The organism is Kosakonia sp. S57 (assembly GCF_016516575.1).
GTDB lineage: Bacteria > Pseudomonadota > Gammaproteobacteria > Enterobacterales > Enterobacteriaceae > Kosakonia > Kosakonia cowanii.
This window is the reverse complement of the sequence record NZ_JACVUL010000013.1, coordinates 61,218-87,365: the sequence shown is the minus strand read 5'-3', so window position 1 is coordinate 87,365 and position 26,148 is coordinate 61,218. Positions and strand designations below refer to the sequence as shown.

At 57.8% G+C, this 26,148-nt stretch carries 23 protein-coding genes; 9 read left to right on the top strand and 14 right to left on the bottom strand.

Features of this window, described 5'->3' with window-relative positions; translation table 11 throughout:
* The first annotated feature begins 32 nt into the window (after positions 1-32).
* Positions 33-1,220 (top strand): cystathionine beta-lyase, encoded by a 1,188-nt coding sequence (metC, locus tag IAE48_RS14185; protein ID WP_200134771.1) that lies wholly within the window; start codon positions 33-35, stop codon positions 1,218-1,220.
* A gap of 117 nt (positions 1,221-1,337) precedes the next feature.
* Positions 1,338-1,997 carry a DedA family protein gene (locus IAE48_RS14180; RefSeq protein WP_042718012.1) on the top strand — a complete coding sequence of 220 codons (660 nt, stop codon included), beginning with the start codon at positions 1,338-1,340 and terminating at the stop codon, positions 1,995-1,997.
* A gap of 33 nt (positions 1,998-2,030) precedes the next feature.
* Here IAE48_RS14180 and IAE48_RS14175 read toward each other — a convergent pair whose 3' ends face one another.
* A complete protein-coding gene (locus IAE48_RS14175) occupies positions 2,031-2,930 on the bottom strand; it encodes an AraC family transcriptional regulator (RefSeq protein ID WP_023480896.1) in 900 nt (299 codons plus the stop codon).
* 194 nt (positions 2,931-3,124) lie between these two features.
* On the opposite strand from IAE48_RS14175, the gene yqhD reads away from it, so the two are divergent.
* Positions 3,125-4,288: an alcohol dehydrogenase gene (gene yqhD, locus IAE48_RS14170; RefSeq protein ID WP_200134770.1), complete on the top strand. Its 1,164-nt coding sequence runs from the start codon at positions 3,125-3,127 to the stop codon at positions 4,286-4,288.
* 102 nt (positions 4,289-4,390) lie between these two features.
* On the top strand, positions 4,391-5,218 hold the full coding sequence (gene dkgA / locus IAE48_RS14165; RefSeq protein ID WP_042718007.1) for a 2,5-didehydrogluconate reductase DkgA: 828 nt from the start codon (positions 4,391-4,393) through the stop codon (positions 5,216-5,218).
* 124 nt (positions 5,219-5,342) lie between these two features.
* Here the strand turns inward: dkgA and IAE48_RS14160 are convergent, their stop codons facing one another.
* The 5 genes from IAE48_RS14160 to IAE48_RS14140 form a co-directional block, all read right to left on the bottom strand.
* The gene (locus IAE48_RS14160; RefSeq protein ID WP_200134769.1) at positions 5,343-7,478 is read right to left on the bottom strand and encodes a YgiQ family radical SAM protein; all 2,136 of its coding nucleotides are present in this window, start codon (positions 7,476-7,478) and stop codon (positions 5,343-5,345) included.
* 121 nt (positions 7,479-7,599) lie between these two features.
* On the bottom strand, positions 7,600-9,012 hold the full coding sequence (gene ftsP / locus IAE48_RS14155) for a cell division protein FtsP (RefSeq protein WP_042718004.1): 1,413 nt from the start codon (positions 9,010-9,012) through the stop codon (positions 7,600-7,602).
* A gap of 70 nt (positions 9,013-9,082) precedes the next feature.
* On the bottom strand, positions 9,083-9,820 hold the full coding sequence (locus IAE48_RS14150) for a 1-acylglycerol-3-phosphate O-acyltransferase (RefSeq protein WP_128482093.1): 738 nt from the start codon (positions 9,818-9,820) through the stop codon (positions 9,083-9,085).
* Between the two features lie 217 nt (positions 9,821-10,037).
* Positions 10,038-12,296, bottom strand: a complete 2,259-nt coding sequence (gene parC, locus IAE48_RS14145) for a DNA topoisomerase IV subunit A (RefSeq protein ID WP_200134768.1) — start codon at positions 12,294-12,296, stop codon at positions 10,038-10,040.
* A gap of 118 nt (positions 12,297-12,414) precedes the next feature.
* Positions 12,415-12,822 (bottom strand): YgiW/YdeI family stress tolerance OB fold protein, encoded by a 408-nt coding sequence (locus IAE48_RS14140; protein WP_054803380.1) that lies wholly within the window; start codon positions 12,820-12,822, stop codon positions 12,415-12,417.
* Positions 12,823-12,967: 145 nt separating this feature from the next.
* Here IAE48_RS14140 and qseB point away from each other — a divergent pair, with 145 nt between their 5' ends.
* From qseB to IAE48_RS14120, 4 genes are all read left to right on the top strand, one after another.
* Entirely contained in the window at positions 12,968-13,627 is a 660-nt protein-coding gene (qseB, locus tag IAE48_RS14135; RefSeq protein WP_042717998.1) for a quorum sensing response regulator transcription factor QseB, read from the top strand.
* Positions 13,624-14,970 (top strand): quorum sensing histidine kinase QseC, encoded by a 1,347-nt coding sequence (qseC, locus tag IAE48_RS14130; protein WP_200134767.1) that lies wholly within the window; start codon positions 13,624-13,626, stop codon positions 14,968-14,970. The genes qseB and qseC overlap by 4 nt, the downstream gene beginning before the upstream one ends.
* A 106-nt stretch (positions 14,971-15,076) precedes the next feature.
* The gene (locus IAE48_RS14125) at positions 15,077-15,658 is read left to right on the top strand and encodes an NAD(P)H-dependent oxidoreductase (RefSeq protein WP_023480904.1); all 582 of its coding nucleotides are present in this window, start codon (positions 15,077-15,079) and stop codon (positions 15,656-15,658) included.
* Between the two features lie 28 nt (positions 15,659-15,686).
* Positions 15,687-16,001 carry a putative quinol monooxygenase gene (locus IAE48_RS14120; protein WP_023480887.1) on the top strand — a complete coding sequence of 105 codons (315 nt, stop codon included), beginning with the start codon at positions 15,687-15,689 and terminating at the stop codon, positions 15,999-16,001.
* Positions 16,002-16,064: 63 nt separating this feature from the next.
* Here the strand turns inward: IAE48_RS14120 and IAE48_RS14115 are convergent, their stop codons facing one another.
* From IAE48_RS14115 to IAE48_RS14105, 3 genes are read right to left on the bottom strand one after another with little or no spacing between them, the layout of a single operon-like run.
* On the bottom strand, positions 16,065-17,252 hold the full coding sequence (locus IAE48_RS14115; RefSeq protein WP_200134766.1) for a glycoside hydrolase family 88 protein: 1,188 nt from the start codon (positions 17,250-17,252) through the stop codon (positions 16,065-16,067).
* Between the two features lie 37 nt (positions 17,253-17,289).
* A complete protein-coding gene (locus tag IAE48_RS14110; RefSeq protein WP_023480794.1) occupies positions 17,290-18,549 on the bottom strand; it encodes an oligosaccharide MFS transporter in 1,260 nt (419 codons plus the stop codon).
* A 57-nt stretch (positions 18,550-18,606) separates the two neighbouring features.
* The gene (locus tag IAE48_RS14105) at positions 18,607-20,433 is read right to left on the bottom strand and encodes a DUF2264 domain-containing protein (protein WP_200134765.1); all 1,827 of its coding nucleotides are present in this window, start codon (positions 20,431-20,433) and stop codon (positions 18,607-18,609) included.
* Between the two features lie 165 nt (positions 20,434-20,598).
* On the opposite strand from IAE48_RS14105, the gene IAE48_RS14100 reads away from it, so the two are divergent.
* Positions 20,599-21,453 (top strand): AraC family transcriptional regulator, encoded by an 855-nt coding sequence (locus tag IAE48_RS14100; RefSeq protein WP_200134764.1) that lies wholly within the window; start codon positions 20,599-20,601, stop codon positions 21,451-21,453.
* 209 nt (positions 21,454-21,662) lie between these two features.
* Here the strand turns inward: IAE48_RS14100 and parE are convergent, their stop codons facing one another.
* From parE to nudF, 5 genes are read right to left on the bottom strand one after another with little or no spacing between them, the layout of a single operon-like run.
* A complete protein-coding gene (parE, locus tag IAE48_RS14095; protein ID WP_042717986.1) occupies positions 21,663-23,555 on the bottom strand; it encodes a DNA topoisomerase IV subunit B in 1,893 nt (630 codons plus the stop codon).
* A 39-nt stretch (positions 23,556-23,594) separates the two neighbouring features.
* On the bottom strand, positions 23,595-24,170 hold the full coding sequence (gene yqiA / locus IAE48_RS14090; protein ID WP_023480978.1) for an esterase YqiA: 576 nt from the start codon (positions 24,168-24,170) through the stop codon (positions 23,595-23,597).
* Complete coding sequence (gene cpdA, locus IAE48_RS14085; RefSeq protein WP_076769222.1) at positions 24,170-24,997, bottom strand: 3',5'-cyclic-AMP phosphodiesterase; 828 nt, start codon at positions 24,995-24,997, stop codon at positions 24,170-24,172. Before cpdA ends, yqiA begins: the two co-directional genes overlap by 1 nt.
* A 24-nt stretch (positions 24,998-25,021) precedes the next feature.
* On the bottom strand, positions 25,022-25,444 hold the full coding sequence (locus IAE48_RS14080) for a DUF1249 family protein (protein ID WP_023480711.1): 423 nt from the start codon (positions 25,442-25,444) through the stop codon (positions 25,022-25,024).
* On the bottom strand, positions 25,441-26,073 hold the full coding sequence (nudF, locus tag IAE48_RS14075) for an ADP-ribose diphosphatase (RefSeq protein WP_023480789.1): 633 nt from the start codon (positions 26,071-26,073) through the stop codon (positions 25,441-25,443). Before nudF ends, IAE48_RS14080 begins: the two co-directional genes overlap by 4 nt.
* Positions 26,074-26,148 lie beyond the last annotated feature (75 nt).

The window sequence follows — 26,148 nt, the reverse complement described above, 5'->3', positions numbered from 1 at the left end:
CATCCAGACGTATAAAAACAGGTTGAGCAGACATGACGGCGAAACATCTTGATACCGCGCTGGTAAACGCCGGGCGGAGCAAAAAGTATACTCAGGGTTCGGTGAATACAGTGATTCAGCGCGCCTCCTCCCTGGTGTTCGAAACGGTGGAAGCGAAAAAACACGCCACGCGCAACCGCGCCAACGGCGAGCTTTTTTATGGGCGGCGCGGGACGCTGACCCACTTCTCGCTGCAAGAGGCGATGTGCGAACTGGAGGGCGGTGCCGGTTGCGCGCTCTTCCCCTGCGGCGCGGCGGCGGTGGCAAACACCATCCTGGCCTTTGTCGAACAGGGCGATCATGTATTGATGACCAATACCGCCTACGAACCGACGCAAGATTTCAGCACCAAAATCCTCGCTAAACTCGGCGTTACCACCAGCTGGTTTGATCCAATGATTGGCTCAAGCATCGTGCAACTGGTGCAACCCAATACCAGAGTGGTGTTCCTCGAATCGCCCGGCTCCATCACCATGGAAGTGCATGATGTTCCCGCCATCGTGCAGGCGGTGCGCAGCGTCGCGCCGGAGGCGATCATTATGATCGACAACACCTGGGCGGCGGGCGTGCTGTTTAAGGCGCTGGATTTTGATATCGATATCTCCATTCAGGCGGGCACCAAATACCTGATTGGTCACTCCGATGCAATGGTTGGCACCGCAGTAGCAAACGCCCGCTGTTGGGAGCAGTTGCGGGAAAACGCTTATCTGATGGGGCAGATGCTGGATGCGGATACCGCCTATATGACCAGCCGCGGCCTGCGCACGCTGGGGGTGCGTTTACGCCAGCATCACGAAAGCAGCCTGAAGATCGCCGGGTGGCTGGCGGCGCATCCGCAGGTGGCGCAGGTCAATCATCCGGCGCTGCCGGGCAGTAAAGGGCATGAGTACTGGAAGCGGGATTTTAGCGGCAGCAGCGGCCTCTTCTCCTTTGTGCTCAACAAGCGTTTAAACAATGAAGAGTTGGCCAACTATCTCGATAATTTCTCGCTCTTCAGCATGGCCTATTCGTGGGGCGGGTTTGAATCACTGATCCTCGCCAACCAGCCTGAGCACATCGCCGCTATTCGCCCGGAAGGCCGTGTCGACTTCGACGGCACGCTGATCCGATTGCACATTGGTTTAGAAAACGTTGATGATCTTATCGGTGATTTAGTGGCAGGCTTTCAGCGCATCGTGTAAACCATGATTAACGGGGTAAAAAGTAAGATTATTCTCCCTTTGTTGCGCCCCGGATCGAGGTCTTTTTAGCGAAGTGGAGTACAATAGCCTCCTCTACGCGGTTCCACAGGAAAGCCCATGGCTGTTATTCAAGATATTATTGCTGCGCTCTGGCATCACGACTTTGCTGCGCTGGCCGATCCGCACGTTGTCGGCGTTGTCTATCTCGTGATGTTTGCCACGCTCTTTTTAGAGAACGGCCTGCTTCCTGCCTCGTTTTTACCGGGCGACAGCTTACTGCTGCTCGCCGGGGCGCTGATTGCGCGCGGCTGCATGGACTTTGTCTCAACGCTGCTGATCCTCACCTCCGCCGCCAGCCTCGGCTGCTGGCTGAGCTATGTTCAGGGGCGCTGGCTGGGCAATACGCGTATTGTGAAAAGCTGGCTGGCGCAGCTGCCGGTGAAGTATCACGAGCGCGCCACCTGCATGTTTGACCGTCACGGCCTGCTGGCGCTGCTGGCCGGGCGTTTTCTGGCCTTTATCCGCACCCTGCTGCCAACCATGGCAGGTATCTCTGGCCTGTCGAACCGCCGCTTTCAGCTCTTCAACTGGCTGAGCGCGCTGCTGTGGGTCGGCGTGGTGATCTCGCTTGGTTACGCCATTAGCATGATCCCATTTGTGAAACGCCACGAAGATCAGGTGATGACCTTTTTAATGGTGCTGCCGCTGTTCCTGCTGGTGGTGGGCCTGATTGGCGCCGTCACCGTGGTGCTAAAGAAGAAGTTCAGCAACGCCTGAGTTACCGCCCTCTTCGCGCGAAGAGGGCCTCCGTTATGCCCCCTGCATGGTGCGAATGCGCGCCAAATCCTCCCCCGGCGTCACGCCGAAGTAACGCTTAAATTCGCGGCTGAACTGCGATGGGCTCTCATAGCCGACACGCATCGCTGCCGCGCTCGCTTTCATGCCATCGTGCACCATCAGCATCCGCGCTTTATGCAGCCGGTAGGTTTTCAGGTATTGCAGCGGCGAGGTGCTGGTCACCGATTTGAAGTTATGGTGAAACGCCGAGACGCTCATGTTTGCTTCCGCCGCTAACTGGTCGACGCTGAGGTTTTCGGTGTACTGGCTCTCAATGCGCTTTAAGACGCGGCTAATCAGGCTGAAGTGGGTCTGACGGCTCACCAGCGCCAGCAACGCACCGCCGCGCGGCCCGGTCAGCACATGGTAGAGCATCTCGCGGATAATCTGTTTGCCCAGAATGCGCGCGTCCAGCGGGCGCTCCATCACATCCAGCAGGCGCTCCGCCGCGCAGAGGATCTCCTCTGATAACACCGCCGAGTTAATGCCGCTGGCGGCGTTCTCCGGGCGAAAATGCTCATCTTCACCGATATCCATCAGCAGCTCCTGCAACTGCAAAATGTCGACATTAAGACGAATACCCGCCAGCGGCACCTCCGGCGTGGCAAAGGTTTCACACTCAAAGGGCAGCGGCACCGTTAACAGCAGATATTCGTTGGTGTCATAGCGAAAGACGCGCTCGTTGATATACCCGATTTTATGGCCGGAAAAGAGAAACACGATCCCCGGCTGGTACATCACCGGCGTCCGGGTGCCGGGCTGCGTACCGTAGAGCAGACGGATGTCCGGCAGCAGCGCGCTCAATCTATTTTCATTATTTTTCAATCTCTTAACTTTTTCAGTCAGATGCAGGCAGATCGCTTCACGGTTCATGGTTTGCCACTCCGGCGGCCAGTTTCAACGGCTCTAGTGTGCAAACTTTTGTGACATTTCTCCAGCCTGATAGAGAAACAGGCAAGACATCGGCAGGAATGTGCATTGAGCCTGCGCAGCCCCGCGCCCACAATGATCGGCATCGGGCGGCCTGCCGCCTCAGATTTTTTCACCTCATCAGAAGGGAACGAGCAATGAATAACTTTAATCTGCATACCCCAACCCGCATTCTTTTTGGCAAAGGCGCGATTGCTGAACTGCGCGCGCAACTCCCTGACAACGCCCGCGTGCTGATCACTTATGGCGGCGGCAGCGTGAAGAAAAACGGCGTGCTTGACCAGGTTTACAGCGCGCTGGACGGCATGGACGTGCGCGAGTTCAGCGGTATCGAACCGAACCCGACCTACGAAACGCTGATGAAAGCGGTGCAGCTGGTGCGCGATGAGCAGATCACCTTCCTGCTGGCGGTTGGCGGTGGTTCAGTGCTGGATGGCACCAAATTTATCGCTGCCGCTGCCCACTACGCCGAGGGCGTCGATCCGTGGCATATCCTGCAAACCCGCGGTAGCGAGATCAAAAGCGCCATTCCGATGGGCTCCGTGCTGACGCTGCCGGCCACCGGATCTGAATCCAACGCCGGGGCGGTGGTTTCCCGTAAAGCGACCGGTGATAAGCAGGCGTTCCACTCTCCGTTCGTGCAGCCGGTCTTTGCGGTGCTCGATCCGGTTTACACCTACACCCTGCCCCCGCGTCAGGTGGCGAATGGCGTTGTTGACGCCTTTGTCCATACTGTAGAGCAGTACGTCACTTATCCGGTAGATGGCAAAATTCAGGATCGCTTCGCCGAAGGCATTCTGCTTACGCTGGTTGAAGATGGCCCGAAAGCGCTGCAGGAGCAGGAAAACTACAACGTGCGTGCCAACGTCATGTGGGCGGCAACTCAGGCGCTGAATGGCCTGATTGGCGCGGGCGTGCCGCAGGATTGGGCCACCCATATGCTGGGCCATGAGCTGACGGCGATGCACGGGCTGGATCACGCACAAACGCTGGCAGTGGTACTGCCTGCGCTGTGGAATGAGAAGCGCGACACCAAACGCGAGAAACTGCTGCAATACGCCGCACGCGTGTGGAATATCACCGAAGGCAGCGACGATGAGCGCATTGACGCGGCAATTACCGCCACGCGCGACTTCTTCGAGCGTATGGGCGTGCCGACGCGTCTTTCCGGCTACGGCCTCGATGGCAGCTCCATTCCGGCGCTGTTGGCTAAACTGGAAGAGCACGGCATGACGGCGCTGGGCGAGCATCAGGATATTACGCTGGATGTAAGCCGCCGCATCTACGAAGCCGCGCGCTAAGCGCTTCTCCACCCCGGCTTTCGTTTTTGGGTTTTTCGACCACACTTAATGCAAACCACCTTACCGGGCGCGTCCCGGTAAGCCTAGCGAAAGGAGAAATGCATGACACATCCAACGGTGATTAAACTCGCTGACGGCAATCTGATGCCGCAACTGGGTCTTGGCGTGTGGAAAGCGAGCAACGAGGAAGTGGTTACCGCCATCCATAAAGCTCTGGAAGTGGGTTATCGCTCTATCGATACCGCTGCGGCTTACAAGAACGAAGAGGGTGTTGGTAAAGCCTTAGCCAGCGCGGGCGTGCCGCGTGAAGAGCTGTTCATCACCACCAAACTGTGGAATGACGATCAGAAACGCCCGGCTGAAGCGTTTAAAGAGAGCCTGGAGAAGCTTCAGCTCGACTATGTCGATCTCTATCTGATGCACTGGCCGGTTCCGGCAATCGATCACTATGTCGAGGCCTGGAAAGGGATGATTGAGTTGCAGCAGCAGGGGCTGATTAAGAGTATCGGCGTCTGTAACTTCCAGACCCACCATCTGCAAAAGCTGATTGATGAAACCAGCGTCATTCCGGTGATTAACCAGATTGAACTCCATCCGCTGCTGCAACAGCGCCAGCTGCATGCCTGGAACGCGACGCACAAGATCCAGACTGAGTCCTGGAGCCCGCTGGCACAGGGTGGCGAAGGCGTTTTCGATCAGAAAATCATTCGCGATCTGGCGGATAAATATGGCAAAACCCCGGCGCAGATCGTTATTCGCTGGCATCTCGACAGCGGTCTGGTGGTGATCCCGAAATCGGTCACCCCTGCGCGCATCGTTGAGAACTTCGACGTCTGGGATTTCCGCCTCGATAAAGATGAACTGAGCGAAATTGCCAAACTGGATGAGGGCAAACGCCTCGGTCCAGACCCGGATCAGTTCGGCGGTTAAAAGAGTGCAGACCGGTAATTAAGTAGGCCGGATAAGGCGAAGCCGCCATCCGGCATAATGCCAGCGCCATGCCTTGCCGGATGGCGCTGGCGCTTATCCGGCCTACAAGGTCATCCGGCCCACCTTAGCGCGTCGCTTTTTTCCTCTGCTGCGCCATCGGCGTATGTTTGGTTAATGCCGGTCGCGCGCTGCGGCTCTGGCGACGCGCTTCGCGCATCTCTTCCATCGTTGGCGCGGGTACCAGGCACTCGCGGCGGGAACCAATCAGGTGCTTTTTCCCCATCGCTTCCAGCGCCTGGCGCAGCAGCGGCCAGTTGGCCGGATCGTGGTAGCGCAGCAGTGCTTTATGCAGGCGGCGCTGCTTCTCCCCTCTTGGCACCACCACCTCTTCACTTTTGTAATCGATCTTCGACAGCGGGTTTTTGCCGGTGTAATACATGGTTGTCGAGTTCGCCAGCGGCGACGGATAGAAGTTCTGCACCTGATCGAGACGGAAACGGTGGCGCTTCAGCCACAGCGCCAGGTTCACCATATCCTCATCACGCGTACCGGGGTGCGCAGAGATAAAGTAGGGGATCAGATACTGCTCTTTCCCTGCCTGCTTCGAGTAGGTGTCGAAAAGCTGCTTAAAGCGGTCATAGCTGCCCATGCCCGGCTTCATCATCTTCGACAGCGGCCCCGCTTCAGTATGTTCCGGCGCTATCTTCAGATAACCGCCAACGTGGTGCGTCGCCAGCTCCTTGACATAACGCGGATCTTCCACCGCCAGATCGTACCGCACGCCGGAAGCGATCAGGATCTTCTTGATGCCGCGCAGATCGCGGGCACGCCGGTAGAGATCGATGGTCGGCTGATGGTTGGTGTCCATATGCGGGCAGATCTCTGGATAGACACAGGAGAGGCGTCGGCAGGTCTGCTCGGCGCGCGGCGAGGTGCAGCGCAGCATATACATATTGGCCGTCGGCCCGCCCAGATCGGAGATCACTCCGGTAAAACCGGGCACCGTGTCGCGAATCGCTTCAATCTCATTGATGATCGAATCCTCGGAGCGGCTCTGAATAATGCGCCCTTCATGCTCGGTGATGGAGCAGAAGGAGCAGCCGCCGAAACAGCCGCGCATAATGTTAATCGAGAAGCGGATCATGTCGTAGGCTGGAATACGGCTCTCGCCATAGGCCGGATGCGGCACGCGCTGGTAAGGCAGCGCAAAGACGCTGTCCATCTCTTCGGTGGAGAGCGGAATGGCTGGCGGGTTGATCCAGATATAGCGATCGCCATGCTTTTGCAGCAGCGCGCGGGCACAGCCGGGGTTAGTTTCGTGATGCAAAATGCGCGACGCATGGGCATAAAGCACTTTGTCCGCTTTCACCTTCTCGTAGGAGGGGAGCAGCACGTAGGTCTTTTCCCACGGCTTCGGGCGCGGCGGCTGCACGGTAACGCGTTTCGCGGCCTGCGGCTCAACGGGTTTGTTATCGGCACAGGGCAGATCTTCGCCGTATGGATGGGGGATCGGATCGATCTTCCCCGGCGTGTCGAGGCGGGTGGAGTCCACTCCGCTCCAGCCTGGCAGCGCCTCTTTCACCATAATCGCCGTATTGCGCACATCGCGGATCTCACCGATCGGCTCACCGGCGGCAAGGCGGTGCGCGACTTCCACCAGCGGGCGCTCGCCGTTGCCGAACATCAGCATATCTGCCTTCGAATCGACCAACACCGAGCGGCGCACGGTATCAGACCAGTAATCATAATGGGCGGTGCGGCGCAGGCTGGCCTCGATCCCGCCGAGGATCACCGGCACCTCTCTCCACGCCTCTTTACAGCGCTGGGTATAAACCAGCGTCGCGCGATCCGGGCGCTTACCGGCCACGTTATCCGGCGTATAAGCATCGTCATGGCGCAGCTTACGATCGGCGGTGTAGCGGTTGATCATCGAATCCATATTGCCGGCGGTGACGCCGAAAAAGAGGTTCGGTTTGCCGAGGCGCATAAAGTCCGCTTTGCTGCTCCAGTCCGGCTGGGCGATGATGCCGACGCGAAAGCCCTGCGCTTCCAGCATCCTGCCGCAGATCGCCATGCCGAAGCTCGGGTGATCGACATAGGCGTCGCCGGTGACGAGGATGATGTCGCAGCTGTCCCAGCCGAGTTTATCCATCTCTTCGCGCGACATCGGCAGAAAAGGCGCGGGGCCGAAGCAGGCCGCCCAGTACTGCGGCCAGGAGAAAAGATCGCGATCCGGCTGGATCAGGGAGAGTGCGCTCATCGTGCTTCCAGAAAAGGTAAAAAGGGAGTCAAAGGGCGGCGATTATACGCCCTCTTTGTAGGGGAATAGAAGGAGGTTTTTTCAGCACCCGGCAGGCAGAGCGCCGCCGGGTTGGAGGAAATTACGGCGCGGGGTTGACCAGCAGCTGGCCGACCGAGCCGCGATCGGCCATCTCCAGCGTCTGGCTCTGGAACTGGAACGGGAAGTGCGGCCACGAAGGTTGACCAAACCACACCAGCAGTTCCACCTGGCCGTCGATCCAGACGGTATCTTTCCAGCCGCGATCTTCCGGGAACGGCAGCGCGCCGTTGACGCTGCGCAGCATAAACATTGCGCCTTCAATATGGAACGACTGTGGCATCTCTGCGCGCACCGTCCAGCGCTCCCAGGTGCCCTGCTGGGCGGTCACATCGATGCGCTGTGGATCCCACAGCTGGCCATTGATGCCCGGATCGCTACCAAGGGTCATGTCCCGGCTGCGCGACGGCGAACCGGCCATCAGATCCGCAGGCAGCAGGCGCATCGGCAGGGTATCCGTCACCAGCGGCAGCAGGCCGGTAGGACGCAACGTCAGCACCAGCGTGGAGATAAGAATGCTCGACGGCTCAAACAGGCCGCGCAGCCGATCCATGATCCCCGCCGCTTCGCCGCAGGTAATCGAAACTTCATCACCGTTGGTCATATCGACCAGCACTTCGCGCCGCTCGCCGGGCGCCAGCGAGAGCTGTTTGACCGACACCGGCGCGGGCAGAAAGCCCTGATCGCCGGCGATAACATGCAGGGCGCGGCCGTCGCTCATCTGTAGCAGATAGCGTCGGGAGTTGGAGGCATTGAGCAGACGCAGGCGCACCCAGCCGCGGGAGACTTCGACAAACGGGCTTTGCGCGCCGTTGACCATCAAGGTATCGCCGACAAAGCCGCCGCTGCCCGGCTCGCTGTACTCCGGCGTACCGAAGTTATCCAGCCGCTTATCCTGAATGATGATCGGAAAGTCATCCACGCCGTAGTGGTTGGGGATCGGCAGCGCTTTGCTGATCTCATCTTCCACCAGCCACATCCCCGCCAGGCCGCTGTAGACCTGCTCAGCGGTGCGGTTTGGCGTGTTGGCGTGATACCACAATGTCGCGGCGCTCTGGCGAATTGGCAGCACCGGTGCCCAGTCATTGCTGGCGCTCATCATGCGCGCTGCGCCGCCCATCAGCGGACCAGGCACCTGCAGGCCGCTCACGGTCATCGCCACGCTTTCCGTCAGCCGGTTGCTGTAAATCAGCTTTACGTCATCGCCATTCCACACGCGGATGGTCGGCCCGAGATAGCGACCGTTGATGCCGGAAACCGGCGCGCGGGTGCCTTTAACAAAGGACCAGTGCGCGCGCTGGAGCGTCATAAAAAGCGGCTGTCCGCGCCGCGATTCGAGCAGCGGCGGAACGGGCAGCGGCGGTTGCTGCCCGGCAGCATTCGCCCTCAGCGGCACTGCGCTGGTACATAGCGCAAGGCCGGAAGCCTGAAGAAACTGACGCCGACTGAGTGACATATTTGCTCCGAGTAACACTGACTTAATACGCCAGAGGCTGGGTGCCTCCGGGTTTGCTCACAACTGACGTTTATACCCGACCGGCGGCTTCGCGTTCTGCCACTTCTTTATCGAGCTCTTCGATTTTTGCCGCCATCAGTTCGCGGCAGTGGGTCGCTAACTGGCGAACCTGATCTTTACCGAACTGCGTCACATCCACCGGCGGCAGCATTTCAACAATCACCAGCCCATTCTTCAGGCGGTTGAGATTTACTTTATTCGAGGTGGTGGAGACGCAGACCGGAATAATCGGCACACCGGCCGCAATCGCGGCGTGGAATGCACCGGTTTTAAATGGCAGCAGGCCGCGACCACGGCTACGCGTCCCTTCCGGGAACATCCAGACCGAGATGTTACGTTTCTGGATCTGCTTCACCACCTGCGCGATGGTGCCGTGCGCTTTGGCGCGGTTATCGCGGTCAATCAGCAGGTTGCCGGTCAGCCAGTAGAGTTGACCAAAAAAGGGGATCCACAGCAGGCTCTTTTTACCCACGGTAACCGTCGGCGGCAGCACAATGCTGGAGGCGGTGACCATATCGTAGTTGTTTTGGTGGTTAGCGATATAGATGGCGTTGCCGAACTTATCCGCGCCCGGCGGCAGGCGTCTTTCCACTTTCAGCCCGCACACTGGCGCAAGGCGACCAAAAAGATGGCCGAAGGTGGCAACATGTTTTGGGTTTCTTGGACTGAACAGGCAGTAAATCGAGCCGAATATCGAGACAAGAATGGAGTAGATAACGATGATGATGACACGAAAAATAAATAACATAGCGACCTCTGAAGCCCATACCCTGAGCATTATATACACGCCAGCGTAAATCCGCTGATGCTGGCTGCGCCTCGCTGACCGCCATGCGGTCCGGGCTTGTGTTATGCGGCCTTTAAAAAGAACGTATTGTTAATCGCAATCTGCGAATAAACAACGTCTTTACGGGAAATTTCTAAGAAATATCTCCCCGCACGCGGCGGGGAGAGGATGATGAAGATTACTCTTCGCTATCGCCCGCGCCCGGACGGGTCGGCGAGTCGATCTCTATGCGGTCAATCTTCTGCAAACCGCGCATCAGCGTACCGCGACGTCCGCGCTCGCCATGCACTTTTTGCAGCTCTTCCGGACGCAGTTTGATCTTGCGTTTGCCGACGTGGAGCGTCAGCGTGCTCTGCGGAGGCAGCAGGTAGAGGTGCGCCAGCGCGTCGCTGCCTTTCGCCGCTTCAGCGGAAGGTATGCCGATGATTTTGTTGCCTTTGCCTTTCGAGAGCTGCGGCAGATCGCTGACCGGGAACATCAGCATGCGCCCGGCGGCGGTGATCGCCAGCAGCATATCGTCGTCGTGCTCGATGGCAATCGGTGCCATCACGCGCGCGTTCTCCGGCAGGTTGATCAGCGCTTTACCGGCACGGTTACGGGCAATTAAGTCATTGAAGGTACAGACGAAACCGTAACCGGCATCGGAGGCCATCAGCAGCTTCTGATCTTCATTGCTCATCATCATATGCTCAACCGTCGCGCCCGGCGGCAGCGTCAGCTTGCCGGTGATCGGCTCGCCCTGCCCGCGCGCCGACGGCAGCGAAATCGGGTCGACGGCATAGCTGCGCCCGGTGGTATCGATAAATACCACCGGCTGGTTGCTCTTGCCCTTCGCCGACGCTTTCCAGCTGTCGCCCGCTTTGTAGCTCAGCCCCTGCGCGTCAATGTCATGCCCTTTGGCGCTGCGCACCCAGCCCATCTGCGACAGCACGATGGTGACCGGCTCTGACGGCAGCATATCGTGCTCGCTCATCGCTTTGGCCTCTTCGCGCTCGTGCAGCGGTGAGCGGCGATCGTCGCCGAAAGCGGTGGCATCGGCCTGGAGTTCTTTTTTCAGCAGGGTGTTCATCTTGCGCTCGGAAGCGAGGATCGCCTGCAGCTGATCGCGCTCTTTTTCCAGCTCGCTCTGCTCGCCGCGGATCTTCATCTCTTCCAGTTTGGCGAGATGGCGCAGTTTTAACTCAAGAATGGCTTCCGCCTGGGTTTCGCTGATGCCGAAACGCGACATCAGCACCGGCTTCGGCTCATCTTCGCCGCGGATAATCTCAATCACTTCGTCAATATTGAGGAACGCCACCAGCAAACCTTCAAGGATATGCAGGCGCTTGAGCACTTTCTCCAGGCGGTGATTAAGGCGGCGGCGCACCGTATCGCGGCGGAAGGTCAGCCATTCGGTGAGGATCTCCAGCAGGTTTTTCACCGCCGGGCGACCATCGAGGCCAATCATATTGAGGTTGATGCGGTAGCTCTTCTCCAGATCGGTGGTGGCGAAGAGGTGGTTCATCACCTGATCCATATCGACGCGGTTGGAGCGCGGCACCACCACCAGACGGGTCGGGTTTTCGTGGTCCGACTCATCTCGCAGGTCATCGACCATCGGCAATTTTTTATTGCGCATCTGGCTGGCGATCTGCTCCAGCACGCGCGCGCCGGAGACCTGGTGCGGCAGCGCGGTGATCACCACGGCGCCATCCTCTTTTTTCCACACCGCGCGCATACGCACCGAGCCGCGACCGTTCTGGTAGATTTTGCGAATTTCAGCACGCGAGGTGATGATCTCTGCTTCGGTCGGGTAGTCCGGCCCCTGGACAATATCCAGCAGCTCATCGAGGGTGGTTTTCGGCTGGTCAATCAGCTCCATCGCCGCGTTGGCGACTTCGCGCAGGTTGTGCGGCGGAATGTCCGTCGCCATACCGACTGCAATGCCGGTGGTGCCGTTCAGCAAAATGTTCGGCAGGCGGGCAGGCAGCATTTTCGGCTCCTGCAGCGTACCGTCGAAGTTCGGCACCCACTCAACGGTGCCCTGCCCCAGCTCGCTCAGCAGCAGCTCGGCATATTTCGACAGGCGGGATTCGGTATAACGCATGGCGGCGAAGGATTTCGGATCGTCCGGTGCCCCCCAGTTCCCCTGGCCGTCGACCAGCGGGTAGCGATAGGAGAAGGGCTGCGCCATCAGCACCATCGCTTCGTAGCAGGCGCTGTCGCCGTGCGGGTGGTATTTACCCAGAACGTCGCCCACGGTACGGGCGGATTTCTTGAACTTCGCGCTGGCGCTCAGCCCCAGTTCAGACATTGCGTAGACGATGCGACGCTGAACGGGTTTCAGGCCATCACCGATAAACGGCAACGCACGATCCATGATGACGTACATGGAGTAGTTCAGGTATGCGTTTTCCGTAAATTCATGCAGCGCAAGGCGCTCTGCCATATCGCTCATTAATCGTGATTCCTCAACGTATGCGCCCACCTTTTCGGCGGCAATATTGCCGCAGATACTACCCTATCTGCGGCGAGGAGTCATAGCGATGCGCGATTTTTTCACGAGCGGTCAGCGCTTACTGACCGACTTTGCGGATCTCTTTTACGTCGATCTCAACGGAGTTCCAGTCTTTGTCCACTTCACCCTGGATTTCGACCTTATCCTGCGGTCCGACGCTCAGCCCTTTCCAGCGTTTCTGGTCAATATCGACATTGATGGTGCCAGTAGCATCTTTGAAGGAGTAGGTATCATCCGAGATGCGCTCAACGATGTTCCCGCTAAGCGTAACCCACGCATCATCGCGCAGGGATTTTGCGCTCTCAACGGTCGCTTTACTGCCGTTTGGCCCAGTAAAGCCGCCGCCCTGCTGAGAGGTGGTTTGTTGTTGTGCCGCGCCCGGGCCGGTAAAACCGCCCTGATTAGCAGCAAATGCCGGCGCGGCGCAGAGTGCGAGAACAGCGGTGATAGCAGCAAACTTTTTCATTTTATCTCTCCCTTTTTGTTGGTAAGGCTCCATTAAGCCAGCCACTTCTTAACAACTTCTTAAGGCATAAAAAGATTATTTTTCGCTGTACAACGCCCGCTGTGAGCGGGTTAACTGCCTGCAAGCCTGAGTACACGGAGAGAGTATGCGAATTCTGCTGATAGAAGATGATGCGCTGATTGGCGACGGTCTGAAGGCTGGTCTTGGCAAAAAAGGCTTCACCGTCGACTGGTTTACCGACGGCAAGCTCGGCAAAGCGGCGCTGTTTGCCGCCCCTTATGATGCGGTGATCCTCGACTTAACGCTGCCGGGCCTTGATGGGTTAACCATCCTGCGCGACTGGCGTGAGCAGAAGCGCAGCGAGCCGGTGCTGATCCTTACCGCCCGCGACGCCATCGAGCAGCGGGTCGAAGGGCTGCGGCTCGGTGCTGATGACTATCTGTGTAAACCCTTTGCGCTGGTGGAAGTGGCCGCCCGGCTGGAGGCGCTGATTCGCCGCACCCACGGCCAGGCGCAGAGCCTGCTGCGCCACGGCCAGGTCACCCTCGACCCGGTAAGTCTGGTCGCCACCTTTCATAACGAGACGCTGGTGCTGAAACCGAAAGAGTTCGCCCTGCTGGAGCTCCTGCTGCGTAACGTTGGGCGCGTGCTGCCGCGCAAAGCGATTGAAGAGAAGCTCTACAGCTGGGATGGCGATGTCTCCAGCAACGCGGTGGAGGTGCATGTGCACCATCTTCGCCGCAAGCTCGGCAGCGACTTTATCCGCACTGTGCACGGCATCGGCTACACCTTAGGAGAGGCATGAAATTTACGTTTCCCCATAGCCTGCGGCTGCGTCTGACACTGCTCTTTTTGCTGCTCTCGCTGGCGGCGTGGCTCTGCGCCAGCGTCGTCGCCTGGCAGCAGACGCGCGACAAACTCGACAAGCTGTTTGATACCCAGCAGATGCTGTTCGCAAAACGCCTGAGCGTGATGAAGCTCGACCAGTTGCAAAGCGCCGCACCGCAAGTGACTAAAAAGAAGATTAAGCATGGCCGTCTTGATGATGACGTGCTGGCCTTCGCCATCTTCTCCACCGACGGCAAACTGCTGCTGCACGATGGCGACAACGGGCGCGATATCCCCTACTCCTGGCGTCGCGATGGTTTTGATGATGGGCAACTGCGCGATGATGACGATAAGTGGCGCTTTTTGTGGCTGACCGCGCCCGGCGGCGAGTACCGCATTGTGGTTGGTCAGGAGTGGGAGTATCGCCAGGAGATGGCGCTGGAGATCATCACCTCACAGCTGACGCCGTGGCTGGTGGCGCTGCCATTAATGTTGTTACTGTTAATCGCCCTGCTGACCCGTGAACTGCGACCGTTGAAAAAGGTGGCGCTGGCGCTGCGTACGCGCGCCCCGGATCGCGCCGATGCGCTGGAGACCCGCGGCGTGCCCGGCGAAGTGCGCCCGCTGCTGGATGCGCTCAACCAACTCTTTGCCCGCACGCACACCATGATGCTGCGCGAACGGCGCTTTACCTCCGACGCCGCCCATGAGCTGCGCAGCCCGCTGGCGGCGCTGAAAGTGCAGACGGAAGTCGCACAGCTCTCTGATGACGATCCCACCGCGCGCGCCAGAGCGCTGAGCCAGTTACACCTCGGGATCGATCGCGCAACGCGGCTGGTCGATCAGCTGCTAACCCTTTCGCGCCTCGATTCGCTGGAGCATATGGAGGATGTTGAGACACTGGAGCTGGATGCGCTGCTGCAATCGGCTGTGATGGAGACCTACCACAGCGCGCAGCAGGCGGGAATGGATATCCGCCTGCATCTGAATGCCCACGGCGTGCGCCGCCAGGGCCAGCCGCTGCTGCTCAGCCTGCTGGTGCGCAACCTGCTGGATAACGCCATCCGCTACAGCCCGCCGGGCAGCGTGGTGGATGTCACCGTTGAAGCCAACAGCCTGAGCGTGCGGGATAATGGCCCGGGCGTCAGCGACGAGGCGCTGGCGCGGATTGGCGAGCGCTTCTATCGCCCGCCGGGGCAGAGTGAGACCGGTAGCGGGCTGGGGTTATCGATTGTGCAGCGTATTGCCGCTCTGCATCAGATGCAGGCCACCTTTGCTAATCATCCGGAGGGCGGTTTTATCGTTACTCTGCGCTGGTAGCGGGATTATTGCTTATTGCGCAAAAGTCTTTGCCATTATTGCCAATTTAATCGCCCCGTTGATGCGGATAGAATCGCCGACAAACGTATTTATCCGGGAACAAAAAATGAGCAATATTCTGATTATCAACGGTGCGAAGAAATTCGCGCACTCCAATGGCGAACTGAACGATACCCTGACCGACGTTGCGGCCAGTTTCCTGCGCGATGCCGGGCACGAGGTGAAAACCGTGCGTACCGACGGCGAGTATGACGTTAAAGCGGAAGTGGAGAATTTCCTGTGGGCCGACACGGTGATCTGGCAGATGCCGGGCTGGTGGATGGGCGCACCGTGGACGGTGAAAAAGTATATGGATGATGTCTTTACCGAAGGCCACGGTTCACTCTATGCCAGCGATGGCCGTACCCGCTCCGATGCGGCGAAAAAGTATGGCTCCGGCGGGTTAATCCAGGGCAAAACCTACATGCTGTCGCTCACCTGGAACGCGCCAATCGACGCCTTTACCGATAAAGAGCAGTTCTTCCACGGCGTCGGCGTTGACGGTGTTTACCTGCCGTTCCATAAAGCGAACCAGTTCCTCGGTATGGACGCATTGCCGACATTTATCGCCAATGACGTAATCAAAATGCCGGATGTCCCGCGTTATATTGCAGAATATCGCAAGCATCTGGCGGAGATTTTTGCTTAACTGTAGCTGGACTTAAAAGGAGTAAACCATGTTGACAGTAGTAGCAGAGATCCGCACTCGCCCGGGGCAGCACCATCGCCAGGCCGTGCTTGATGAATTCGCGAAAATTGTACCGGTTGTGCTGCAAGAAGCAGGCTGCCACGGCTATGAGCCGCTGATCGACCACGCCGCTGGCGTCAGCTTCCAGACGACCGCGCCGGATTCCATCACAATGGTTGAGCGTTGGGAAAGCGTGGCGCATCTTGAAGCGCACCTGCAAACGCCCCACATGAAAGCGTGGAGCGAAGCAGTAAAAGGCGATGTCCTCGAGACCCATATCCGTATTCTCGAATCGGGTCTGTAACAGCCTTCCCCTCACCGCCAGGCGGGGGGAGAATACTCAGGCCGGCCCTTGCCGGCCCTTTGTTTACCAGTACAACTTCCAGCTCAGCGAGAAACGCGCCAGCGCTTCGACATAGAAGTAATCCCCCCAGCTTGCACACTCATCCACCCCTTTATTGCTCGACAGATGGTAGACCGAGTGCTTGAGCAGACCGTTGGTCGCCTCCTGCTTGCCCGCCAGATAGTGCTTACTCAGCGATGACATAATGCGCATCGCCCACTGCTGGTAATGGGCGCGATCCGGATCGGTTACCGGCAACTGCTTAACCAGCTCCAGCAAGCCGCAAACCGCAATCGCCGCCGATGAGGAGTCGCGCAACGCCTCGGTGCCCACCAGCGCCAGATCCCAGTGGCAGACCGCATCTTCCGGCAGGCGGTTAAGGAAGTAGTTCGCCAGCCGTTTTGACAGCGCCACCATCTCTTTATCGCCGGTGTAGATATAGCTCAACAGGAAGCCGTAAATACCCCACGCCTGGCCGCGCGACCAGCAGGAATCATCGGCGTAGCCCTGCTGGGTGTTGCCATAACGCGGCGCGCCGGTCTGCACATCCATATAGTAGGTGTGAAAGGTGGAGGCATCTTCGCGGATAAGGTATTGCGCCGCCTGGCGCACGTGGGCTTCGGCGGCGTCGGCAAAGCGCCGGTCGCCGGTTTGCTCCGTCGCCCAGTAGAGTAGCGGCAGGTTCATATTGCAGTCGATGATCATCCGCCCGGCCTGGGCAGGATCGGTCAGATCGCCCCACGCCTGGATGATCTGCGCTTTTTCATGAAAGCGCTCCAGCAGTGCCTCGGCCGCCAGTAGCCCAAAGCCGCGCGCATCGCGATTGCCGGTTAAGCGCCAGGCCGCCACACAGGAGAGCGTGTATAGAAAGCCGAGATCGTGCGTGTTGGTGTCTTCGCGTCCGGCGATGCGCAGGCCAAAGGAGCGCACGTGGCGCTCGGCCAGCGCGCGAAACGCCTCATCACCGCTCATCTCCCAGGCCAGCCATAGCTGCCCGGTCCAGAAGCTGGTGGTCCACTCGACGTTGCCAGTGAGCGGGTAAAAGCCGTCGACGCAGGTCTCCGCCGGGAACTGCTCGCCGAACTCGGTTAAATGACGGCGAATCAGTTCAAGGGTGTGGCTACGCGCAGAGTCCAGCTCATCTTTAAAGGCCTGCGCATCGGGCGCAGCCGGGCATGGGCGTAACGTTTCCTCGTTGATTTTACTTAACATTGTTCGGTTCCTTCTCTGGTCGATAATCGGATAGCCATTACCCTGCCGTTTTCGCATCTAACGTGCGGGCTTGCCGCCATTTGCTCTGGCAGGCAGACAGGGTAAACAGGGAGATAAAGGTAAAGGTCAGCGCAATCGCGCCCATGATGATGTAGGTGTGTTCAAAGCCGATGCGGTCATACAAAATCCCGGCGGGCGACGAGACCACCACATTGCCGACGTAGAGCATCGCCTGGTAGCCCAGCAGATACATGGTGGCATTAACGCGTTTATCGAAATGCTCGGCGATATATTTAAATACCGACACCAGCAGCAAACAGATTTCGAGACCGTAGAGCGGTTTGAGGATCGAAATAAGCAGATGCGATTCGCACAGCCCGGAGATAATTAACCGCGCGCCGACAATCAGGCCGACAATTAATAACCCGCGCTTGGCGCCAATAAAGTTCACAAACAGCGGGATGACCATATACATGACAAATTCCATGCCCGACTGCACGGTGCCCAGATAACCAAACACCGCATTGCCTTCATGCACATCGTCAAAGAAGGTGACGAAGTAGCGTGAGAACTGCTGCTCGGCGATAAACATCATCCACGCGACACCGGCGACATAGAGGCAGAAGGCCCAGAATTTGCGGTTACGCAGCAGCGCATAGACGTCGGCAGGCGCGATCTTCTCTTTGGTCAGCACTTCACCCGCGTGGGCGGAGTGGACATTCACTTTCAGGCTCAGCAGCACCGCCAGCATGATCAGTGACGCCACAGAACCCATGATGAAGTTGTAGGCCGGAGAGAGGTTAAACAGCAGGCCGGAGAAAGAAGAAGCCACCGCCCAGCCCAGCGATCCCCACATGCGGATCTGCCCAAACTCCATGCCGTTTAAGCGGCTGTAACGATCGGTATAGGATTCGCACGCCGCCACACCCGCATACCACGCGAAGCTTAAATAGATAGCGCCAACAATAATCCCGACCAGGGTGTTGGACATTAACAGCGGCTGATAGACATAGATAAAGAATGGCGCCATTAAGGCTGACATCAGCACGACAAAATAGAGCAGATATTTGCTCATGCCGATTTTATCCAGGATATAGCCATAAATCGGTTTCAGAATAACGGAGAAGATACCGTTAACGGCAAAGACTGTGCCGATCACCGTCCCGCTTAAATTGGCTTTTTGTCCCAGCCAGATCGCCAGCAAACCAATGCTCGCCGACCAGGTAAAAAAGTAGAGAAAGATAAAGGTGCTGATTTTGTAATATTCAGTTTTATTATTTATGGTGATTTTTTCCATACTATCCTCGACGAAAGCATGTAGGGTTCAGCGTTATTTCCCGGCCAGCGCCGGGCATCAAAGTGCAATCTCGATACGGTTTTTCTGCCCCGGTTGATGGATCACCAGCGCGTTATTGTTGATAAGTAATTCCGGTAAGAGCGGGTTAAATGCCAGTTCGCAGGTTGCCGCCTGCACGGCACACGCCAGCCACTGCTGGCCTGCAGCAATCTCTGTGCGCAGCACCGGAATGGAGGCACAGGGCGAAAACATGATGCTGCTGTTGGGCGGTGTGACGACGCTATCCGCCTCGCGCGGAACATCGGCGAGCAGATTGAAAATGCCGCTCACACCATTGTCAGCGACCACCAGGCTGCCGTGTTGCTCAGCGCGATGGGGCGCTTTCAGCACCGCAAAGCCCCCTTCCACACTGGTGAGCGCGCGGGCGGTGTCGATGCGGTGAACGCGCAGATGCCACTCGCCGCAGGGGATGAGCCAGGTGGCGATCTGCACGTCATGCCACGGCGACCAGCGGGAGAAGATCGCCTGTTCGCTTATCACCACTTCGTCGCACTCGCGGCGGCCGCGAAAGTAGTTATCCCCTTCACTCAGCAGCAGCATTGAGTCGCAGGCGGCATGCTTGATGCCATAACGCCCGCGCTCGATGGTGAAACCAAAGCGGCTGGAGTAGGCAAATTTGGTGTATTTCGCTTCGGTATTGACGTAGTTGTTCAGCTCCAGCTGTCCGGCGGTCAGCATCCAGACATGCTTCGACTCTTCGCTGTGCACGATAAGCTGCCCGGCAGGGGCAATTACGCGCTGCGCGTCGAGCCGCGGTAACGGCTGCTCTTCGGCGTGCCAGAAGGGGTGAGAGGCGGGCAGCGCGAGGATCAAGAAGACCTTCAGCGCCCAGTAGGGCGAGCCGGGTGAGTTGTAATCCTCGCACATCGCCAGGTTCGGGTAGGCAAAACCGAGGGTCAGAATGCCGTCGCGATCGAAGATGGGTTGTTTAAGCCACCAGCGCAGGTGGCGCAGGATCACGCCTTTTACCACGCCCGGCGTAAAGACCGGCAGGTCCGCAAAGGCAACGGCGCTCCAGAAGGCGACCATCGCAAAGCGGTAGGTGAGGCTGCGGCCAAACGGCACTGACTCCCCTTCTGCCGCCGACATATAGATAAAGTCCTCGGCAAACAGGCTGGCGCGCTCGCGAATGGTTGCCGCGCGCGGCGCATCCTCTTCGCCGTTCAGCGTGGCATAGATCAGGCCGTAAAAATGAAACGCCATCGAAATGTAGTAATCTTTTGGCCGGCCGGGGCCGTCGGAGTACCAACCATCGCCAAGATAGTAGGCATCCATCATTGCGAAGCGGCATTCAATCGCCTGCGCATCCCACGGCAAACCGGCGCGTTTGAAGCCCAGTTGCACCATGATGGCGAAGAAGTTCCAGTTGCTGTCGGGCATTTCCGCTTCGGTGATCTGGTTAAGCCAGCGGTAGAGGTTTTCGGTTTCCTGCGCACTGAAGTTCAGCGTGAATTTATCACCCAGCAGCGCCAGCCCGAGACCGTAGGCCGCCATCTCCACCAGCCGCTGATCGTATGCCACGGTGTCGCCCCAGTAGCCGCTATCCTGCGGATCGGTGCCGCGCTTGATCGCCGCCAGATATTTCTCGCTGAAGGTTTGTGCATCGCCGCCCGCCATCAGCGGGAACAGCCCCCATAGCGCGCGGGAGAGCCCTTCCATTTCAGCAATCTCATCGCTGTAGTGGGCGCTGGTAGCACCGAGGGAGAATTGCGCCGCACCGGCCGGAAATTGTTTATCCAGCGCGTCGAGCATGGTAGTCAGCGCGCTGACCACCTCGTCGCGGGATGACAATGGATTTGATTTTTTCTCGTGCGCCGCCTGCATAACCTTTCCTCCCCTGATGTGTGGCAGAAGAATAGTTAATCAACAGCGCGGGGAAATGTTACCTCTGTCACACCGCCGTAACTTCTCTGAACCCGTTATTGAGAAAATTTAAAACCGTGGTTTATAAATGGCTACAGGGAAGTAAAAATTGAGATTGATTGCACCATGACTTCAGGCTTGCAGGCAGAGCGGCTGGAACTAATTACCCTCAACGACGCTATCGTGTCGTTTAGCCGCCTTTACGCCAATACCGTGCGTTACCACCACTGGCATCAGTGCCTGGAAGTGCTCTACGTCGAAGAGGGTTTTGGCGTGGTGATTGTTGATAATCGCCACTACACCATGCGGCCCGGCAGGCTCTTTTTCTTTCCGCCTTTTACCCTGCACCGGGTAATGGTGGATGAGCAGGCGCAGGATTGTTATCGCCGCACCATTATCCATGTCGATCACCATGTGGTGCTCAAACACCTGCGCGATTTCCCGCATAATCACCAGCGTTTACAGCGCCTCTCCTTACGCGGCGGCGCGGCGGTGGTGATGGACGCGGCCGATATCCATCCCCATATCGATCATCTGTTTAGCTGTTATGGGAAGTTGGCGGAGAACCGCAGCCTGAATGTCGAGCAGGTCGCCTGCCTGCTGCTGAATCTGCTAAGTATATTGCCGGAGGATATTGAGAAATTACCGGAAGAGCAGAGCGGGATCGCCACGCCAGTGATGTTCTGGCTGCAGGAGAATTACCGGCAGAAGTTTAGCCTGCAACGGCTCGCCGGGGATCTTGGCAAATCACGCAGTTATGTCTCGCGCCGCTTTCATTACGAGACCGGGGAGCCGATCCATCAATATTTAAACACCCTGCGTCTGCGCAAAGCGTGCGACTCGCTGCTTCACACACCGCTCAGCATCCGCGAGATCGCCCTTGATGTCGGGTTTTCCGATGTGACCTATTTTATTAGCGCGTTTAAACGCGGCATCGGCGAAACGCCGTTGCAGTACAGGAAGAATCATCGGATTGAGTAGGCAATGAAGCGAAATATCGCTACGGCATCGGTAAGAGATAGTGGCTGATGTGTGGTTTTGCCGGATGACGGCTTACGCCTTATCCGGCCTACATAAAACCCGAAGAGTTATAGCTGATTGCCGAGCCAGGTTGGGCATATTTCGGCATACATACAACCTGAAAGCGTTGGCAAGGCCCGGTAAGCGGAGCGCCACCGGGCGTGACGGGTTTAGGCTTCGATCTCCGCCGTATCGCCCTTCTCTTGCAGCCAGTTGCGTCGATCTTCCGAGCGCTTCTTGGCCAGCAACATATCCATCATGGCGTCGGTCTGCTTGTCATCTTCATCGCTGATGATGAGCTGCACCAGGCGGCGCGTATTCGGATCGAGCGTGGTTTCACGCAGCTGCATCGGGTTCATCTCGCCCAGCCCTTTAAAGCGCTGTACGTTCGGTTTGCCCTTTTTGCGTTTCAGCTGCTCCAGCACGCCGGTTTTTTCCTCTTCCGTTAACGCGTAATAGACCTCTTTGCCGAGATCGATACGGTAGAGCGGCGGCAGCGCAACGTAGACGTGACCGTTTTTCACAAGCGTACGGAAATGTTTCACAAACAGCGCGCAGAGCAGCGTGGCGATGTGCAGCCCGTCGGAGTCCGCATCCGCCAGAATACAGATCTTGCCGTAGCGCAGCTGGCTGAGATCTTCGCTGTCCGGATCGATACCGATCGCCACCGAAATATCATGCACCTCCTGCGAGGCCAGCACTTCATCGGAGGAGACCTCCCAGGTGTTAAGGATCTTGCCCTTCAGCGGCATGATCGCCTGAAACTCGCGATCGCGCGCCTGCTTCGCCGATCCGCCCGCGGAGTCCCCTTCCACCAGGAAGAGTTCGGTACGCGAGAGATCCTGCGCGGTGCAATCCGCCAGCTTGCCGGGCAGCGCCGGGCCGCTGGTGAGCTTTTTACGCACCACTTTTTTGGCAGCGCGCATGCGGCGCTGAGCGCTGGAGATCGCCATCTCCGCCAGCATTTCCGCGGTCTGAATATTCTGGTTCAGCCACAGGCTGAAGGCATCCTTCACCACGCCGGAGACGAACGCCGCGCACTGACGTGAGGAGAGACGCTCTTTGGTCTGCCCGGCAAACTGCGGATCCTGCATTTTGACCGACAACACGTAAGCGCAGCGATCCCAGATATCTTCCGCCGAGAGCTTCACGCCGCGCGGCAGGATATTGCGGTATTCGCAGAATTCACGCATCGCATCGAGCAGGCCCTGACGCAGGCCGTTAACGTGGGTACCGCCCTGCATAGTCGGGATCAGGTTAACGTAGCTTTCGGTCAGCAGCTCGCCGCCTTCCGGCAGCCAGAGCAGCGCCCAGTCCACCGCTTCCGTTTCGGCAGAGAAGTTGCCGATAAACGGTTTTTCCGGCAGCGTCGGCAGGCCATTTACCGCTTCGCTCAGGTAGTCGTTCAGACCATCCTGATAGCACCAGCGCTGCTCGGCGTTATTCACATTGTCTTTAAAGACAATCTCAACGCCCGGGCAGAGCACCGCTTTCGCTTTCAGCAGATGCATCAGGCGGGAGACGGAGAAGCGCGGGCTGTCGAAGAAGGATTCATCGGGCCAGAAGTGCACGCTGGTGCCGGTATTGCGCTTACCGCAGGTGCCGATCACTTTCAGATCCTGCACCTTGTCGCCATTCTCAAAAGCGATGCTGTAGACCTGGCCGTCGCGTTTGACGGTCACTTCGACGCGGCGTGACAGGGCGTTAACTACCGAAATACCGACGCCGTGCAGGCCGCCCGAGAACTGGTAGTTTTTGTTGGAGAATTTACCGCCCGCGTGCAGGCGGCAGAGGATCAGTTCGACGGCAGGAACGCCCTCTTCCGGGTGGATATCCACCGGCATGCCGCGCCCGTCGTCGATAACTTCCAGCGACTGATCGGCGTGAAGAATGACCTCCACGCGCTTCGCGTGGCCCGCCAGCGCCTCATCCACGCTGTTATCAATAACTTCCTGGCCCAGATGGTTAGGGCGCGTGGTATCGGTATACATCCCCGGACGGCGGCGAACCGGCTCAAGCCCGGTGAGTACCTCTATGGCATCAGCGTTATAGGATTGCGTCATGGTGTATTCGTAGATAGTGATCGCATCGTTTCCGGCGGCTTATTCAAGCCCAAGGAAATCGATAATCTGTGTGAAATGTTTCTCAAAGCCCGTGAAGGCGTGATTTCCGCCCTCTTCAACTGTCTGGCGGCAGGCATCGTAATAGGCCACCGCCTGGCGGTAATCGAGCACTTCGTCCCCGGTTTGTTGCAGCAGCCAGATCAGATCCGGCGCCTCAAGCGGGTCAACTTGCATCACTTTGAGCTCGTAAATATGGCGAGACTCTAGCACATATTGCTGCCCTGTGTAGGGGTTCTCGTTAGGGCCGAGATAATCCGCCAGCAATTCAAACGGCCGTACCGCCGGATTGACTACCACCGCCGGCAGCATAAAGCATTGCGAGAGCCAGGTCGCCAGATAACCGCCGAGCGAAGAGCCGACAATACCGAGCGTTTTTCCACCCCGTGCAAGCACCAGCGACTCCAGCATCTCTGCGGCTTCGGCCGGATAGGGCGGCAGCTGCGGCACCACCATTTCAATATGCGGATGATGCTGTGCGACCCATTGCGCCAGCTGCGTCGCTTTGCCGGAGCTGGGCGAACTGTTGAAACCATGGAGATAAAGAAGCGTTGACATCAGTAGCCTTCTGAGGCGGTATCGGGCCTGAATTCGCTCCCCGCCAGACGGCACACTTCGGTGTGCAGCGTTCCGTCGGGGTAGAGATCCAGCCAGCGCCAGCCTGGCGCGATAGTATCCAGCGTGAAGCTGGCGCAGTGCGGCTTAAACTGCACGCAGGTCGATGGCGTCGCCAGCAGGCGGCGACCATTCCAGTCGAGATCGAGTTCCTGGTGGATATGCCCGCAGAGCAGCGTGCGCACCTGAGGAAAACGTTGCAGCACGTTATCCAACTCCGCGGCGTTGCGCAGGCTGTGCTGATCGAGCCAGCTGCAGCCGGACGGCAGCGGGTGGTGATGCAGAAGCAGTAACGTATGGCGCTGCGGGCTGTCGGCGAGTTTTTTCTCCAGCCAGTCGAGCTGAAATTCGCTTAGCTCACCGTGCGGAACGCCAAACACCTGGCTGTCGAGCAGCAGGATTTGCCACTGCTCACCGACAAAGACACGTTTCGCGGAGGAGATCCCCGCATCCTGCAGCGCGCTGTACATGGCAGGTTGAAAATCGTGATTGCCCGGCAGCCAGACGCAGGGTGCGTCGAAGCTTGCGATACCTTCAGCAAAGTGCTGATAAGCCGCAGCGGTATGATCCTGCGCCAAATCGCCGGTGGCGACGATCAGATCGCACGAACGCTGCTGAGCCCGGATCGCATTCAGTACCGCCTGATAGCTCTCCCAGGTGTTTACTCCTAACAGCGTTTCATGCTTTTTGGCGAACAGGTGAGAATCGGTTATTTGTAATACCCTGACTCTGGACTCACTCCCCAGAGAGAGGTTTAACAGGCTTTCCAAATGGTGTCCTTAGGTTTCACGACGCTAACAAACCGGAATCGCCATTGCTCCATGTGCTAAACAGTAACGCAGCCAGTCGGCCAGAAACTGATTAATTTGATGCTTTTCGTCGCGTTGATGCAACTTTTTATTGGGGTAATCATAACGCGCTTTAAATCGAAAGATCTGCTGGCTCGAACACACTTCGGCCACCATCGCATCGTGATACAGGCGCACTGTCATTGAGGGCAGGCTCCAGTAGCTGACGGCAGGCGCGGTCTGTTCAATCTCCACAAGCGTAGTGTAGCGGGTGGATTCAACAATCGTTAATCGGTACTGCGCATTGGTCACCTGATAACTTACCGCTTCGCCCGCCTCATCATTTCGCGGTAGCAGGCGGCGCAGCTGGGCGAAATTGGTTTCGCACAGGCGCATCATTTCTGGGAAGTCAGGTGTGTAACGCTTCATTTTTTCCACTCGTTTTGTAAGCTCTCATAATGCAGCTGCAGCCATTGCAAGGCGATGACAGACGCTGCGTTGTCAATTGTCCCCTCTTCTACCCACTGGTAAGCCTGTTCCCGGCTCACCACATGAACACGAATATCTTCGTTTTCATCCACAAGGCCATGAATACCTGAGGCCTGTGTGGCATCCACTTCACCAACCAGTACGGCAGTGCGCTCGCTGGTACCGCCCGGGCTTGCCAGGTAGCTCAGCATCCTTTTCACGCGTCCGACCGCTAAACCGGCCTCTTCATCCGCTTCACGCCGTGCGACCTCTTCGTCCGACTCGCCCACTTCGATCATGCCGGCAACCATCTCCAGCAGCCACGGCGTGTCGCTGGTATCAAATGCTGCAATGCGAATCTGTTCGATCAGCACGACTTCGTCGCGCACAGGGTCATAGGGTAGCAAGACTGCGGCGTGACCGCGTTCAAAAATTTCACGCTGAACTTCGCCGCTCATCCCGCCATTAAAAAGACGATGGCGAAAACGATAGCGAACGAGCGAAAAAAAACCGGTGTAGAGTGTTTCCCGTGCAATAATTTCTACATCATTTTTTGTGAAAGTGACGATGGATGAGTCTGGCTTATTCATTGGCGGCATCTCATATGAAGTGATGATAAATCGGTGGATTTTCAAGCCTGTTTTACGCGTGTTTCAAGCGCTATG

Bases quoted from the DNA above. Each gene is read 5' to 3' on its own strand.
- IAE48_RS14110 (WP_023480794.1), bottom strand. From the start codon at position 18,549: ATGGAAAAAATCACCATAAATAATAAAACTGAATATTACAAAATCAGC.
- qseB (WP_042717998.1), top strand. From the start codon at position 12,968: ATGCGAATTCTGCTGATAGAAGATGATGCGCTGATTGGCGACGGTCTG.
- yqhD (WP_200134770.1), top strand. From the start codon at position 3,125: ATGAATAACTTTAATCTGCATACCCCAACCCGCATTCTTTTTGGCAAA.
- metC (WP_200134771.1), top strand. From the start codon at position 33: ATGACGGCGAAACATCTTGATACCGCGCTGGTAAACGCCGGGCGGAGC.
- qseC (WP_200134767.1), top strand. From the start codon at position 13,624: ATGAAATTTACGTTTCCCCATAGCCTGCGGCTGCGTCTGACACTGCTC.
- IAE48_RS14160 (WP_200134769.1), bottom strand. From the start codon at position 7,478: ATGAGCGCACTCTCCCTGATCCAGCCGGATCGCGATCTTTTCTCCTGG.
- IAE48_RS14175 (WP_023480896.1), bottom strand. From the start codon at position 2,930: ATGAACCGTGAAGCGATCTGCCTGCATCTGACTGAAAAAGTTAAGAGA.
- IAE48_RS14125 (WP_023480904.1), top strand. From the start codon at position 15,077: ATGAGCAATATTCTGATTATCAACGGTGCGAAGAAATTCGCGCACTCC.
- IAE48_RS14120 (WP_023480887.1), top strand. From the start codon at position 15,687: ATGTTGACAGTAGTAGCAGAGATCCGCACTCGCCCGGGGCAGCACCAT.
- IAE48_RS14100 (WP_200134764.1), top strand. From the start codon at position 20,599: ATGACTTCAGGCTTGCAGGCAGAGCGGCTGGAACTAATTACCCTCAAC.
- IAE48_RS14140 (WP_054803380.1), bottom strand. From the start codon at position 12,822: ATGAAAAAGTTTGCTGCTATCACCGCTGTTCTCGCACTCTGCGCCGCG.
- yqiA (WP_023480978.1), bottom strand. From the start codon at position 24,170: ATGTCAACGCTTCTTTATCTCCATGGTTTCAACAGTTCGCCCAGCTCC.
- IAE48_RS14115 (WP_200134766.1), bottom strand. From the start codon at position 17,252: ATGTTAAGTAAAATCAACGAGGAAACGTTACGCCCATGCCCGGCTGCG.
- IAE48_RS14180 (WP_042718012.1), top strand. From the start codon at position 1,338: ATGGCTGTTATTCAAGATATTATTGCTGCGCTCTGGCATCACGACTTT.
- parC (WP_200134768.1), bottom strand. From the start codon at position 12,296: ATGAGCGATATGGCAGAGCGCCTTGCGCTGCATGAATTTACGGAAAAC.
- parE (WP_042717986.1), bottom strand. From the start codon at position 23,555: ATGACGCAATCCTATAACGCTGATGCCATAGAGGTACTCACCGGGCTT.
- IAE48_RS14150 (WP_128482093.1), bottom strand. From the start codon at position 9,820: ATGTTATTTATTTTTCGTGTCATCATCATCGTTATCTACTCCATTCTT.
- dkgA (WP_042718007.1), top strand. From the start codon at position 4,391: ATGACACATCCAACGGTGATTAAACTCGCTGACGGCAATCTGATGCCG.
- IAE48_RS14080 (WP_023480711.1), bottom strand. From the start codon at position 25,444: ATGAAGCGTTACACACCTGACTTCCCAGAAATGATGCGCCTGTGCGAA.
- ftsP (WP_042718004.1), bottom strand. From the start codon at position 9,012: ATGTCACTCAGTCGGCGTCAGTTTCTTCAGGCTTCCGGCCTTGCGCTA.
- nudF (WP_023480789.1), bottom strand. From the start codon at position 26,073: ATGAATAAGCCAGACTCATCCATCGTCACTTTCACAAAAAATGATGTA.
- IAE48_RS14105 (WP_200134765.1), bottom strand. From the start codon at position 20,433: ATGCAGGCGGCGCACGAGAAAAAATCAAATCCATTGTCATCCCGCGAC.